General features: G+C 71.3%; 10 protein-coding genes. 3 read left to right on the top strand and 7 right to left on the bottom strand.

The window, feature by feature from the left end:
- Positions 1-21 precede the first annotated feature (21 nt).
- Together ABZ842_RS15505 and ABZ842_RS15500 are read left to right on the top strand one after the other, a co-directional pair.
- Positions 22-570, top strand: coding sequence for a DUF6114 domain-containing protein (locus ABZ842_RS15505; RefSeq protein ID WP_361537167.1), 549 nt, complete (start codon positions 22-24; stop codon positions 568-570).
- Entirely contained in the window at positions 560-2,029 is a 1,470-nt protein-coding gene (locus ABZ842_RS15500) for a hypothetical protein (RefSeq protein ID WP_361537166.1), read from the top strand. The genes ABZ842_RS15505 and ABZ842_RS15500 overlap by 11 nt, the downstream gene beginning before the upstream one ends.
- 72 nt (positions 2,030-2,101) lie before the next feature.
- Here the strand turns inward: ABZ842_RS15500 and pyk are convergent, their stop codons facing one another.
- From pyk to pta, 3 genes are all read right to left on the bottom strand, one after another.
- A complete protein-coding gene (gene pyk, locus ABZ842_RS15495) occupies positions 2,102-3,526 on the bottom strand; it encodes a pyruvate kinase (RefSeq protein WP_361537165.1) in 1,425 nt (474 codons plus the stop codon).
- A 74-nt stretch (positions 3,527-3,600) separates the two neighbouring features.
- A complete protein-coding gene (locus ABZ842_RS15490) occupies positions 3,601-4,833 on the bottom strand; it encodes an acetate kinase (RefSeq protein ID WP_361537164.1) in 1,233 nt (410 codons plus the stop codon).
- An 80-nt stretch (positions 4,834-4,913) separates the two neighbouring features.
- Positions 4,914-7,058 carry a phosphate acetyltransferase gene (gene pta, locus ABZ842_RS15485; protein WP_361537163.1) on the bottom strand — a complete coding sequence of 715 codons (2,145 nt, stop codon included), beginning with the start codon at positions 7,056-7,058 and terminating at the stop codon, positions 4,914-4,916.
- A gap of 469 nt (positions 7,059-7,527) precedes the next feature.
- Here pta and ABZ842_RS15480 point away from each other — a divergent pair, with 469 nt between their 5' ends.
- The gene (locus tag ABZ842_RS15480) at positions 7,528-8,553 is read left to right on the top strand and encodes a 6-phosphofructokinase (protein ID WP_361537162.1); all 1,026 of its coding nucleotides are present in this window, start codon (positions 7,528-7,530) and stop codon (positions 8,551-8,553) included.
- Between the two features lie 107 nt (positions 8,554-8,660).
- On the opposite strand, the gene ABZ842_RS15475 is transcribed toward ABZ842_RS15480, so the two are convergent.
- The 4 genes from ABZ842_RS15475 to ABZ842_RS15460 form a co-directional block, all read right to left on the bottom strand.
- Positions 8,661-9,740, bottom strand: coding sequence for an NlpC/P60 family protein (locus ABZ842_RS15475; protein WP_361537161.1), 1,080 nt, complete (start codon positions 9,738-9,740; stop codon positions 8,661-8,663).
- A 31-nt stretch (positions 9,741-9,771) separates the two neighbouring features.
- Complete coding sequence (locus ABZ842_RS15470) at positions 9,772-10,254, bottom strand: poly-gamma-glutamate biosynthesis protein PgsC/CapC (RefSeq protein ID WP_361537160.1); 483 nt, start codon at positions 10,252-10,254, stop codon at positions 9,772-9,774.
- Positions 10,255-10,326: 72 nt separating this feature from the next.
- Positions 10,327-11,970, bottom strand: a complete 1,644-nt coding sequence (pgsB, locus tag ABZ842_RS15465) for a poly-gamma-glutamate synthase PgsB (RefSeq protein ID WP_361537159.1) — start codon at positions 11,968-11,970, stop codon at positions 10,327-10,329.
- A 6-nt stretch (positions 11,971-11,976) separates the two neighbouring features.
- The gene (locus ABZ842_RS15460) at positions 11,977-14,238 is read right to left on the bottom strand and encodes a HAMP domain-containing protein (RefSeq protein WP_361537241.1); all 2,262 of its coding nucleotides are present in this window, start codon (positions 14,236-14,238) and stop codon (positions 11,977-11,979) included.
- Positions 14,239-14,505 lie beyond the last annotated feature (267 nt).

Raw genomic sequence — 14,505 nt, 5'->3', positions numbered from 1 at the left:
AGTTCCAGGGAGCTGTTTTCCATGAGCGCCGACTCCATGGCCACGGGGCGAAACGAGCACTACACCCGGACCCTCTGGCGAAGGTTCCGCGACTGGCGGGGCCAACGGCCGTTCTGGGCGGGGCTGTTCACTCTCATCGGCGGCATCCCGATCGCCTACTTCCCCTACGCGAGCCTGAAGTTGGGGCATCTGACGCTCTCCATGTCGACGACCGCGGGCGCGGGCTCGCTGATCATCGGCGTGCTGTTGGTCACCCTGGGGCTCACGATGTGGTTCCACCACATCGTGCGGGTGTTCGCCGGGGTGGCCGCCATCCTGCTCGCCCTGATCTCGATCCCGGTCGCCAATCTGGGCGGCTTCGTGATCGGCTTCGTCTTCGCACTGCTCGGCGGTGCGCTCTCCGTCTCCTGGGTGCCCGGGAAGCCGATCGTGCACGAGGCGGAGCCCGTCGCGCCCCCGGAGCGGGCCGAGACGCCCCCGGCCGCGCTGGCGCCGATGAGCGCGGAGCCGGTCGACCCGCACGAGAAGACGACCATCGACCCCCACGGCGGGAGGAACAGTGCAGGGTGACGTCACACCGCTGACCGGGGCCGGGACGGGTGCCGACGGCGATGGGGCGCGGGGCAAGAAGGGCCCTCGGCACGCCGCCCCGAAGAAGTCGCTGTTGAGCAAGCTCCAGCGGCCGGCCGGGAAGGCGATAGCCCTGGCGGCCATGCCGACCGCCGTCTTCGTCGGAATGGGCCTCACCCCCAAGGCGGCCCTCGCCGACAACAAGGACATCCCCTTCGCGCCGGGGCCGTGCGTGACCCGGTCGGACGAGCCGCACGCAACCGAGAAGCCGGAAGAGTCCAAGAAGTCGACGAAGCCCGGGGAAAGCGCGTCCCCGAAGCCGTCGGAGAGCGCGAAGCCTTCGGACGGGCCGGAGCGGGAGCCGGATCCGGCGCCGGGGGAGTCCGCCGCCGCTGACCCGGACGGGGACGACGGGCGGGACGGGCAGGACGGGCACGCGGGGGACGACGGGCGGGACGACGCGAAGCCCGGCGAGCTGCCCTCGGCGGCGCAGGCCGCGCAGGACGCCACGGCGACCGGCGCCGGAGCCAACTCGTCGTCGCCGCCACCGAAGGCCACGCCCGGCGAGACCAAGGCCCGCGACCCCTGGGACCCGTTGGGGGTCGGGGACGCGTTGCGGGACTTCTTCGGCGTGGGCGACAAGGGCAAGCAGACGCCGCCGCCGACGACCCCGCCGCCGAAGCCCCCGCCGAAGGCGACCCCGCCCCCGGCGGCCGACCCGAAGCCGTCCACCGAGCCCCCGAAGAAGCCGGACGCCGCACGGCCCGCCGAGCCCGACACCGTACGGGAGCCGGCCGACGAGGACGAGGACTCGGTCGCCGCCGGCGCCGACGGGACCGAGGAGGCCATCCGCAAGGCCGCCGAGGAGGCCGGGGCCGAGGTCGAGGAGCTGGCCGAGGACGCCAAGGGGCTCGAACCGAAGAAGGACGGGGACATACCCGACGGGGCCAAACCCCGCTTCCCGTGCCCCACCCCCGACCCCGAGGCGCTGGCGGAAGCCGAGTTGGAGCCGGGCATCCCCGACCTCCCCGACAAGCCGTGGATCCTCAAGAGCACCAAGCTCACGCTGGCGGGCCTGGACTACAAAGGCATCGTCGAAGTGCGGACCGGTGGCGGCACGGTCAAACCGGTGCTGAAGTTCACCGCGAGCAGCATCGACATCAGGGACCTGCACCAGCTGGTGGACGGCCCCGGAAACACGACGATGCACGTGGCGGCGGACGAGGGGTCCACCTCCACCATCCGCAACGGCACCGTGACGATGTACACCGAGGAGCTGAAGGGCGACCTCTTCGGGATCATCCCGGTCACCTTCAGCCCCGAGAAGCCGCCGCCGCTGAACGTACCGCTGGCGATCTTCACGGACGTGACGGTCCGCCAGGCCGGCCAGTTCGGCGGCACGCTGACGGTGCCCGGCCTGCACAACTATTTCACACCGGGCGACTACGACGCCACGTAGCTGCACGTGATACGGCGGTGCCCCGGTCCGCACCGGACCGGGGCACCGCCGTGAATGCCTTCGGGCCGGCCGTCAGGCCTTGGAGCCCAGGTGGTGCACCCGCACCATGTTCGTGGTGCCCGGGACGCCGGGCGGCGAGCCGGCCGTGATGATCATGGTGTCGCCGTCGTTGTAGCGCTGGAGCTTGGACAGCTCCGCGTCCACCAGGTCCACCATCGCGTCGGTGTTGTCGACGTGCGGCACGACGAAGGACTCCACGCCCCAGCTCAGCGTGAGCTGGTTGCGGGTGGACTCCTCGGTGGTGAAGGCCAGGATCGGCTGGCAGACGCGGTAGCGGGACAGCCGTCGCGCCGTGTCGCCGGACTGGGTGAAGGCGATCAGCGCCTTGCCGTCCAGGAAGTCCGCGATCTCACAGGCGGCGCGGGCCACCGAACCGCCCTGGGTGCGCGGCTTCTTGCCCGGCACCAGCGGCTGCAGGCCCTTGGAGAGCAGTTCGCCCTCCGCCGCGGTGACGATCTTCGACATCGTCTTGACGGTCTCCAGCGGGTAGGCGCCCACCGAGGACTCCGCGGAGAGCATCACCGCGTCCGCGCCGTCCAGGATCGCGTTGGCGACGTCGGACGCCTCCGCGCGCGTCGGCCGCGAGTTGGTGATCATCGACTCCATCATCTGGGTCGCCACGATCACCGGCTTGGCGTTGCGGCGGCACAGCTCGATGAGGCGCTTCTGCACCATCGGGACCTTTTCGAGCGGATACTCGACGGCCAGGTCCCCGCGGGCCACCATGACGCCGTCGAAGGCCATCACGACGTCCTGCATGTTCTCCACGGCCTGCGGCTTCTCGACCTTGGCGATCACCGGAACGCGCCGGCCGACCTCGTCCATCACCTTGTGGACGTCCCGGACGTCACCGGCGTCCCGGACGAAGGAGAGCGCGACCAGGTCGCAGCCCATCTCCAGACCGAAGCGCAGGTCCTCCACGTCCTTGTCGGAGAGCGCGGGCACGTTGACCGCGGCGCCGGGGAGGTTGATGCCCTTGTGGTCCGAGATCACGCCGCCCTCGACGACGATGGTCTTCACCCGCTGGCCGTCGACCTCCACGACCCGCAGTTCGACGTTGCCGTCGTTGATGAGGACCTGGTCGCCCTTCGCGACGTCCCCGGGCAGGCCCTTGTAGGTGGTGCCGCAGATGGTGCGGTCGCCGGGCACGTCCTCGGTGGTGATGGTGAACTCGTCACCGCGCACCAGCTCGACGGGTCCCTCGGCGAAGGTCTCCAGACGGATCTTGGGGCCCTGGAGGTCGATGAGCACGCCGATCGCCCGGCCGGTGTCCGCGGAAGCCCGCCGTAGGCGCTCGTAGCGGCCCTGGTGGTCGGCGTGGTTGCCGTGGCTCATGTTGAAGCGGGCCACGTTCATCCCGGCCTCGATGAGCGCTTTCAGCTGCTCGTACGAGTCGACGGCGGGGCCCAGTGTGCAGACGATTTTGGAACGGCGCATAAGGCGGATCCTATCGGTTTGTTTCGACTCGGAATATTCCGTCTAGCGGAAGATACAAATGGGCGGACATTCGCTCAGGCGAGTGAATTGGCGGAGACCAGATCGAATGTCTGACGTGCGATCTCCAACTCCTCGTCCGTGGGGACGACCGCCACCGCGACCCGGGCGTACACCGGCGAGACGATCCGCGCCCGCGACGACCGCTCGGCGTTCAGCTCCCCGTCGACGACCAGTCCCAACTCTTCGAGGCCCGCGATCGCAGCCTCCCGCACGAAGGCCGCGTTCTCGCCGACGCCGGCCGTGAACGCGACCGCGTCCACCCGGCCGAGCACCGCGTAGTACGCCCCGATGTACTTCTTCAGCCGGTGCACGTAGATCTCGAACGCCAGCCGCGCCCGCTCGTCGCCCTCGTCGATGCGCCGGCGGATCTCCCGCATGTCGTTGTCGCCGCACAACCCCACGAGCCCGCTCTTCTTGTTCAGCAGCACGTCGATCTCGTCCGTCGACATGCCCGCCACCCGCTTGAGGTGGAAGGTGACCGCCGGGTCCACGTCGCCCGAACGGGTGCCCATCACCAGGCCCTCCAACGGAGTGAGCCCCATCGAGGTGTCCACGCACCGGCCGCCGGCCACCGCGGACGCGGACGCGCCGTTGCCCAGGTGCAGCACGATCACGTTCACCTCCGCCGGGTCCTTGCCCAGCAGCTTCGCCGTCTCGCGCGAGACGTACGCGTGCGAGGTGCCGTGGAAGCCGTAGCGGCGGATCCGGTGTGCGTCCGCCGTCTCCACGTCGATGGCGTACCGGGCCGCCGACTCCGGCATGGTGGTGTGGAACGCGGTGTCGAAGACCGCGACCTGCGGCAGGTCGGGGCGGAGCGCCCGCGCGGTGCGGATGCCGACGACGTTCGCCGGGTTGTGCAGCGGGGCCACCGGCACCAGCCGCTCGATCTCCGCCAGCACCTCGTCGTCGACGACGGTCGGCGCGGTGAACTTCAGCCCGCCGTGCACCACCCGGTGGCCGATCGCCGCCAGCTCGGGCGAGTCCAGCCCCAGGCCGTCCGCCGCCAGCTCCTCGGCGACCGCCTTCAGCGCGGCCTCGTGGTCGGCGATCGGTTCGGTGCGCTCGCGCGGCTCCCCGCCGTCGCCCGGGGTGTGCACCAGTCGGGACGTCCGCTCGCCGATCCGCTCCACGAGCCCGACCGCGAGCCGGGCGCCGTCCCCCATGTCGAGCAGCTGGTACTTGACCGAGGAGGAGCCGGAGTTCAGGACGAGGACGCGGGAGGGAACGGGGGCGGGGGGCGTGGTCACGGTCGTGGGGCCTTCTGTCGGGGGCGGGTTTCGGGGCTTCGGGGTCTTCGAGGCGTACGGGACGGGGTACGGCTGCGGGCCTACGCCGGCGCGGCGGCCGACGACCGGGCCGGGCGCGCGGGCTGCTCGGCCCCCGGCTCCGGCTGCGCCTGGATCGCGGTGATCGCGACCGTGTTCACGATGTCGCCGACCAGGGCGCCGCGCGACAGGTCGTTCACCGGCTTGCGCAGCCCCTGGAGCACGGGGCCGACCGCCACCGCGCCCGCCGAGCGCTGCACGGCCTTGTACGTGTTGTTGCCGGTGTTCAGATCGGGGAAGATCAGCACCGTCGCCCGGCCGGCGACCTCGGAGTCCGGCAGCTTGGTCGCGGCTACGGTCGGCTCCACGGCCGCGTCGTACTGGATCGGCCCCTCGATCCGCAGGTCCGGGCGGGCCCGGCGGACCAGCTCGGTGGCCTCCCGCACCTTGTCCACGTCCGCGCCGGAGCCGGAGGTTCCGGTGGAGTACGACAGCATCGCGATGCGCGGTTCGACGCCGAAGCGGGCGGCGGTCGCGGCGGACTGGACGGCGATGTCCGCGAGCTGCTCGGCGTTTGGGTCCGGATTGACCGCGCAGTCCCCGTACACCAGCACCTCGTCCGCCAGGCACATGAAGAACACGGAGGAGACGATCGAGGCGCCCGCGCCGGAGCCGTCGGCCGCCTTCCGGGTCTTGATGATCTCGAACGCCGGGCGGATGGTGGCCGCGGTCGAGTGGACCGAGCCGGAGACCATGCCGTCGGCCAGGCCCTCCTCCACCATGAGGGTGCCGAAGTAGTTCACGTCGGCCACCACGTCGTACGCCAGCTCCACCGAGACGCCCTTGTGGGCGCGCAGCTCGGCGTACCGCTCGGCGAAGGGCTGGCGCAGCTCCGAGGTGTGCGGGTCGATCAGCTGGACGGCGGACAGGTCGATGCCGAGGTCGGCGGCCTTCTTGCGGATCGCGTCCGGGTCGCCGAGCAGGGTCAGGTCGCACACGTCGCGGCGCACCAGCACGTCGGCGGCGCGCAGCACCCGCTCCTCGGTGCCCTCCGGCAGCACGACGCGGCGCCGGTCGGCGCGGGCCTGCTCCAGCAGCTCGTGCTCGAACATCATCGGGGTGACCCGGCCGCTGCGGGCCACCGCCAGCCGGTCCAGCAGCTCGGCGGAGTCGACGTGCCGCTCGAAGAGTCCGAGGGCGGTCTCCGCCTTGCGCGGGGTTGCGGCGCTCAACTTGCCCTCCAGACCGAACAGCTCGGTCGCGGTGGGGAAGCTGGTGGCGGCGACCGAGACCACCGGGGTGCCGGGGGCCAGCCGGGACGCCAGGGTCAGCACCTCGTCCCGGGGCCGCTCGTCGAGGGTGAGCAGCACGCCGGCGATGGGCGGGGTGCCGGCGGAGTGCGCGGCGAGTGCGCCGACGACCAGATCGGCCCGGTCGCCGGGGGTGACGACCATGCAGCCGGGGGTCAGCGCGGTGAGGAAGTTCGGCAGGGTCGCGCCGCCGAAGACGAAGTCGAGGGCGTCGCGCGCGAGGCCGGAGTCGTCGCCGAGCAGCACCGTGCCGTTCAGGGCGTGGGTGATCTGGGAGACGGTGGGCGCGGAGAGCGCGGGCTCGTCGGGCAGGACGTAGCAGGGCACGGGGAGGCGGGCCGCCAGCCGCTCGGCTATCTCCGTGCGGTCGGCGGGCGCCACGCGGTTGACCGTCATGGCGAGGATGTCGCAGCCCAGCGCCTCGTACGCGCGGAAGGCGTTGCGGGCCTCGGCGCGCACCGACTCCGCGCTCTGGCCCCGGCCGCCCACCACGGGGACCACGGAGGCGCCGAACTCATTGGCGAGCCGGGCGTTCAGCGCCAGCTCGTCGGGGAGCTGGGTGGCGGCGAAGTCGGTGCCGAGCACGAGGACGACCTCGTACTCGCGGGCCACCCGGTGGAAGCGGTCCACCAGGTGGGAGACGAGCTCGTCGGTGCCCCGCTCGGCCTGGAGCGCGGACGCCTCGTGATAGTCCATGCCGTACACGGACGCGGGGTCCTGGGCGAGCCGGTAGCGGGCCCGCAGCAGCTCGAACAGCCGGTCCGGCCCGTCGTGCACCAGGGGCCGGAAGACCCCCACCCGGTCCACCTGGCGGGTCAGCAGCTCCATGACCCCCAGCTCGACGACCTGGCGGCCGTCCCCCCGGTCGATTCCGGTCACGTACACGCTGCGCGTCACGTGCGCCCTCCGTCCGCCCGTCGTCACTCGACGTTGCAGTCACTCGATGTGGCAAAAACCGAAGAAAAACCGCTGGCGCGCGGCTTTCCCCCTTGACAATACCTCTCGAAGTGGACTAGGGCGTGCGTCGGGGGTCGGCCCGGGTGAGCACGATCGCCCTTGCGCCCCGCGGTCCCGCCGTGCGGCGAGCTGCGCTACGGCGTCTGCGACCCGTCTGTGGCTGTTCGCGCAGTTCCCCGCGCCCCTGTTTCGCTTCCCCGGTCGGTTGCCTGCGCGACCAGCCACACTCATCCGCAGAGAACACAGCACCCGCAGGGACACGGCGAGGTCTGGGGCGCAAGGGGACGGGCGAGCCCGCCAGAACCGGGCCGCAGACGAGGTGACAGAGCTCGCCGCACGGCGAGACCGTGGGCGTGGAACAATTGATTCTCGGCTCAGACGCCCCACTACGAGCAGGAGACACAGCGCGATGCGTATCGGAGTGCTGACCGCCGGGGGCGACTGCCCCGGTCTCAACGCGGTGATCCGCTCGGTCGTCCACCGGGCCATCACCGGGCACGGCGACGAGGTCATCGGCTTCGAGGACGGCTTCAAGGGCCTCCTCGACGGGCATCACCGGCCCCTCGACCTCAACGCCGTCAGCGGCATCCTGGCCCGCGGCGGCACGATCCTCGGCTCCGCGCGCCTGGAGCGCAGCAGGCTGCGGGAGGCCGCGGAGAACTGCGGCGAGATCCAGCGGCAGTACGGCATCGACGTGCTGATCCCCATCGGCGGCGAGGGCACCCTCACCGCGTCCCGGATGCTCGCGGACGCCGGCATGCCCGTCGTCGGCGTCCCGAAGACCATCGACAACGACATCTCCGCCACCGACCGCACCTTCGGCTTCGACACCGCCGTCACGGTCGCCACCGAAGCCATCGACCGGCTGAAGACCACCGCGGAGTCGCACCAGCGCGTGATGGTCGTCGAGGTGATGGGCCGGCATGCGGGGTGGATCGCCCTGGAGTCGGGCATGGCGGGCGGCGCGCACGGCATCTGTCTGCCCGAGCGGCCCTTCGAGGTCCAGGACCTGGTCAAGATGGTCGAGGAGCGGTTCGCCCGCGGCAAGAAGTTCGCCGTCATCTGCGTCGCGGAGGGCGCGCACCCCGCGGAGGGCTCGATGGAGTACCGCAAGGGCGAGATCGACCAGTTCGGGCACGAGCGCTTCCTCGGCATCGGCAACCGCCTCGCGGTCGAGTTGGAGCGCCGCCTGGGCAAGGAGGCCAAGCCGGTGATCCTCGGCCACGTGCAGCGCGGCGGAGTGCCCACCGCGTACGACCGGGTGCTCGCCACCCGCTTCGGCTGGCACGCGGTGGAGGCCGCGCACCGCGGCGACTTCGGCAAGATGACCTCGCTGCGCGGCACGGACGTGGTGATGGCGCCGCTGGCGGACGCGGTGAAGAAGCTGAAGATGGTCCCCGAGGACCGGATGAACGAGGCGGAGTCCGTCTTCTGACGCGGCCCGCTGGACGCACAAGGGGCGGGACCATCCCTTCAGATGGTCCCGCCCCATTTTTGTGCGCCCGGCGCCCGGCGCCCGGCAATCGGTGACCGGGCGTCAGGTCACAGGCGCTTCGCGCTGCGCAGCGTCTTCGCGTAGTAGCCGTTGCCGTCCAGTCGGGAGACCCCGCCGACGTCGCCGATGGTGGGTCCGTTGACCTCCTCGCGGCTGGAGACGAAGATCAGATGGCCCTCGGTGTCGTGGCCGAGGACGATGCCGACGTGGTCCAGCCGCTCCTTGGTGCGGGCGTCCAGCTTGAAGAACACCAGGTCACCGGGTTGCAGTTGATCGATCGCGGTCGGGCGGTCCGCGGGCGTGATGCCCTTCAGCGGCAGCACGTCCACACCCACCTTGGACCGCGCCATGCCGTTCGCGGTGCGCGGCAGGCCGTCGCCGGAGCTGTCCGAGGACATCAACGGATAGCGCCCGCGGAAGCCGATCACCATCCGTATGTAGCCCGAGCAGTCCAGGGACCGGGCGCGCATGGACTCCGGCGTGCCGCTCTTGCCGTCCCGGAACGGGTAGGACTTGCCGAGGTAGTCGTAGAAGTCGGACTGCTCAAGTCGCAGATCGCCGTCCTCCGCGCCGGTGGTGTTCAGCGGGCCGAAGTTCGCGTCGCCCGCCACCAGTCGGCCCTGGTCGTCCTTCTTGTCCGGGGCGCCCTGCACGTACTGGAAGGCGTACGCGAAGAGGTCGTCCTCCTTGCTGTCCGCGTACTGGGCGTACCACTCCTTGAACCACTTCTCCTTCTCCGCGCCCTCGACCCAGGGCTTGGGCAGCAGCCGCACCCAGTCCGTGGTGGAGACCTTGGAGCCGGTGGAGGCCGGTTCGGCGAAGGTGCGCGCCGGGCCGGTCAGCTTCGCCGTCTGCGCGCCGTCGGTCAGCACCGCCTTCACCCGGCCGTCGCCGCCGCGCAGCACGCTGCGGGCCGGGTTCTCCAGCCGGGTCCAGCCCTCCTCGCCCTTGGCGTCGGAGGCGCCGGTGGTGCCCTTCATCCCGTTCAGGACGCCGACGTTGCGGATCTCGGTGATCCCGTCGTCCTCCTGCTTGCGCAACTCCAGCGTGAGGTAACCGGACGCCCCGACGAGCCCGAGGACCGCGAGGACCGGCAGTACCCGGCGCGACTTCTTCTTCAGTGCCATCGAACTTCCTCGATTCTTCGGGTCTTCGGGCTCAGACGGCGGGCATGACGCCGAGCAGCAGGCCGGCCGCGACGACGATGTACGCCATCATCGAGACGGAGGCCGTCGCGAGCAGCGTCGGCACCTTCGGCTGGCGCACCAACTGGTAGGCGATCAGGCCGGGGACGATGAAGCCGAGCGTCTCGTTCCCGTACAGCAGCGGGAACTCGATGGACAGCACGATCATCACCGTCGACTGCAGCAGCACCCCGAGCAGGACCACCGCGGCGAACAGCCGCTTCCCGTACAGGATCATGACCCGCTGCATCAGCTTGGTGCCGGCGTAGGTCAGTGCGGTGACCCCGACGACCATGGCCGCGCGCTGGAGGTCCTCGATGAGGGTCAGCGCGAGCCACCCCGGCGTGATCATTCCGCCGGGGGAGAGGTTGGTGGTGAGGTAGCACAGCAGGGAGAAGAACAGACCTATGGCGATGCCCAGGGCAGCCATCTCGGGGGTCAGGGCGGCAGTGGTCAACTGGGGCTCCGGGCGGGTGTTGCGAGGCAGGGCGGACGGGACGTGCGACGGCGGCCGGCGGCCGTCCGCTGGTCAGGTGCGGTGGTGCGGAGGCAGTTGATCGCTCTCGTAGCTCTCGTAGCCCTCGTGGGGCCCGTGGCTCTCATAGCTCTCGTGGGCCTGCTGGGCCTGGTGGGTCGGACGCTGGCGGTGGCCGAAGGGGTCGAAGGGCTCTTCGGCCCGCGCTTCGGGGCGCTCGTCGGCCGTCTGCCACGCCCGCCCGTCCCACGAGCCGCCGGCGGTGGGCGGCGGCGGCACCGGCTCCAACCGGTGCTCGTCGGTCGGCTGGGTCGGGATCCGCACCACCGGGATCTCCTGGGTCTGGGACGCCTGGTAGCGCTCCTCGTACGCCACCGGGTACGGGGCGTAGGGGTCCAGCCGCGCGGGTTGGGCGGCGACGACCGGAGCGGGCTGCTGCTGCTCGTGCTGCCCCTGCTCCTGCCCCTGCCCCTGCGCCGGCTCCGCACCGGGCCCGGCGCCGGGCGTCGCGCCGCTCTCGTCGGCGGGGAGTTCGGCCAGGTACTCCAGCAGCTCCTCGCCCTGGCCGTGGATGTTGCCGATGGCGACGAGCGAGGAGCCGTCGGGCATCTTGTCGAGCATGGCCGGCATGAACTCCTCGGCCGCCCGGCGCTCGCCGCCGAGGTCGACCGCCCGGTCCCGCCACTCGGCGGGGACGGCGTCGATCGCGCTCTTGGCGGGGTGTCCGATGACGAAGACGTGGTCCGGCTTGAGGTCGGGGATCAACTCGCCCATCTGCCCGTTGCGCTCGACGCGGTCGGGCCGACAGTTGATCACCACGTTCAGCGGACGGTTGATGGCGCCGAGGTCCAGTAGCTGGTTGACGTTCATCAGCGTCGACTCGGGGTCGTTGGCCGCGAAGACGTTGGCGAACGCCAGCCGCTTGCCCTCGGGCGTGACGTAGCGCTCCACGGAGAGCACGCCCGGGTCCGGCGGGGCGTCGTACATGCCCTGGAGGGCCACCTGGCGCTCCACGCCGAGCAGTTCCGCGACGGTGAGCGCGATCGCCACGTTCTCCTTGAACGTGAACCAGCTGAAGCCGCGCAGCTCCTCGTCGCTGACCGTGTCGGGATCGGCGTAGATCAGCTGGCAGTTACGGGCGTCCGCCTCCTCCTGGAGGATGTCGAAGCGGTCCTTCTCGGCCGTGACGCAGATGCCGTCCTGCGGCATCGAGCGGCACAGCGAGCGGGCGACGTCGTCCAGGGTGGGGCCCATCTCGGCGAGGTGGTCCTCGCGCACGTTGCACAGCACGCCGATGGTGGAGCGGATCAGCTTGCTCTGGTTGACCTCCTGGAGCGCCGGCATGACCGCCATGCACTCGATGACCAGGGCGTGCGGCCGGTAGGTGGCGGCCCGGCGCACGATGCCGATCTGCTCCACCACGTTGGCGATGCCGAACTTCCGGTAGACCGGCTCCTCGGTCGCGTCGGGGTGGATGAAGCGCGCGGCGGTGCCCGTCGTCTTCGCGACGGTGACCAGGTCACCGCCGCGCAGCGCCCCCGCGCACAGCCGGGTGATGGACGACTTGCCGCGGATGCCGTTGACCAGCACCCGGCTGGGGATGGAGTGCAGGGCGGCGTAGTGCCTGCGCTGCTCCACGATCCCCGCTATGAGCAGGAACACCGCACCGGTCAGCAGGACGAAGTAGAGGTAGAGCACGGCCGGTCACCTTCCGCCGGCGCCGGGCTGGACCTCCGCGGTCCGGCGCGCCTGGTTGTGTCTGTGGGCCTGCGCCTGCTGACGCAGTAGTTCGAGGCTGCGGACGACCGCGCCCACCTCGTCCGCGTAGCGCGGGTAGAGCACGGTCTTCAGGTCGCCGTCGGCGAGCTTCTCCGCGCTGGTGGCCAGGGCCCGCAGCGGTCGTACGACCACCAGGTAGATCCAGCCGAGGCAGAAGACGATCGCGGCCAGGCCGAGCATGCCGGCGAGCACGCTGCGGTCCTCGCGCTCGTACGGGGCGATCTGGAAGCGCTCGGCGTTCTGCCAGCTGACCACGGTCCAGCCGATGTCGGCGGTGATGCCGCCGCCGGAGAACGGGGCGGCGGCGGCCACGGTGACCTTGTCGCCGTCGCGCAGCAGCAGACCGGTCTCGACCGGGTCCGCGCCCACTCGTACGCCGGCCGCGTGCACGACGTCGGTCAGCGCTTCGCGGGGCAGCTTCTCGAACGCCAGGAAGCCGTCGCTGCCGGCGATGGTCAGGCCCTCGGTGTCCACCACCCGGACCTCGCCCAGGCCCGGCCTGGTCAGCAGGGAGTTGAGGAACTCCACCCGGATCTCGCCGACCAGGGTGGCGCCCTTGCGTTCCGACACCGGTGCCGCGGCCTGGACCACGGGCTCCTTGCCGCCCTTGCCCGTCACCCGGACCAGCGGCTGGTCCTTGTCGGTGCTCCAGTCGGCCGGGTCGCCGCCGACCCGCGCGCTCACCTCGCCGTCGGCGTCGACGACGTACAGGGCCCGGTAGCGGGTGTGCTTCTCCAGGGCCTTCTGGAGGGTGCGGGTGGTGGCGGACGCGTCGTCCGCACCGATCAGATGGGAGGTGGAGACGAGGTCGGCCTGTGCTTCGTTGAGCGCCCTGCGGACCCGGTCGGCGATCAGGTCCGTACGGTCGCGCTGGTCGTTCACCATGGTCATCGGCACGCTGACCGATCCGTCGGTGCGGTTGAGCAGCAGTCCGACGGGCACGCACCACACCAGCAGCAGGGCCAGCGTCAGGGCGAGCGGTCCGCGGCTGCCGATGCGGATCTTCTTGCGGCGCGGTGCGTCGCCGGCGCCCGCGGCGGCAGCGTTTTCGTTTTCGCTGTCGAGCTGTTGGCGCAGCCGCTCCAGGGCGGCGCCGATCCGGGCGGCCTCGCCCCAGCGGGGCACCGTGACGGGCCGGGTCCGATCGCCCCGGGCGAGCCGGCGGGACTCCAGGAACAGCCGCAGCAGGGGCCGTTGGACGGTGGTCCACAGCACGGCCGCGGCGAGCAGCCCGAGCGCGACGAGGATGCCGGCCGCGATCAGCCCGTACAACTCGCGGTCGGACTCCCCGGTCTCCTCCTGCACGACGGGCAGCAGGGAGACGACGGTCAGGCCGAGGCCGGCGGCGACGCTCTTCTTCTCCTCGGGGTTCGACGAGGCGAGCGAGGCGTAGCCGGCGAGGGCGACGCGGCCGTTGTACTCGTTGCCGACGAGCGTGCCGCTGACGCCGGGGTAACCCCCGGAGCCGGGCTCCTTGGCGCGCACGGGGTGCTTCTCGGTCCGTACGGCCGCCTTGTCCGAGAGCTGGCTCATCTGCTTCTGGAGGAACGCGAGTTCCTTGCGCTCCTGGTCCGAATTGAGCGCTTCGGCCCGCTCGAAGCCAGCGGTGGCCAGCACCTCGCCTTCCTCGGAGACGACCGCCATGGTGCGGAACTGGCCGAGGTTGATGGCGGGCACCGACAGACTGCTGGAGGCGAGCAGCAGCTGCTGCGGCCGGTCCTTCCAGTCCAGCACCGCCATGATCATCAGGCGCACGTCACCGGTCTCCAGGCGCACCATCCGCGGGGTGAGGGCCCGCTTTCCGGTGAGGACGTCCTTGTCCAGCCAGGCGAGCGGGATCGTCTCCCCGCGCGCGGCGAGCACTTCGCCGCTCTCCACGTCCAGCACCGTGGTGCCGGTCCACTTCTGGTACGTGCGGCCCAGGTCCGACAGGATGCGCTCGGGCTTCACCGGCTCGCCGGCGCTCAGCGCCTTCGCGGTCCGGTCCAGGTCCGCGACCCGCTCGTCGACCGAGGCGCGCATGGCGATGGCGCCGTCCTCCGCGAAGTGCTGCTGCGAGGAGAGCACCGCCTTCGGGGCCACCGCGTCCTTGCTGGGACCGAGGACCTTCGCCGTCAGCGCGGCGAGGGCCAGGATCAGTACGCACAGCACCGCGATCGGCGGACGGATGCCGCCGAGCAGGGGCATGTCCGCGCGCTTGCGGCTGCGGCGCCGGCCTCCCCGTACGGCGTACGCGGCATTGCTCGGTTTCACTGGTGCTCTTTCCTGGTTCCTACGGGCTGCGGCTCGGGTGCCTGCGGATGCCGGCGCGCGGCTGTCCGCCTGCGCGCACGTGGGGCGCCGCCGGAGGGCGTCGGTCCTGCGTCAGTCCTGCGCTGGCCCTGCGCTGGCCTTTGTGGCGGCCTCGCGCTGGCCTTGCGCCGGGTCCGACGCCGACCCTTCGTCGGTCCTTCG

The organism is Streptomyces sp. NPDC047315, assembly GCF_040643215.1.
In the GTDB taxonomy this organism is placed as follows: Bacteria; Actinomycetota; Actinomycetes; order Streptomycetales; family Streptomycetaceae; genus Streptomyces.
This window is presented reverse-complemented; position numbering and strand designations above follow the sequence as displayed.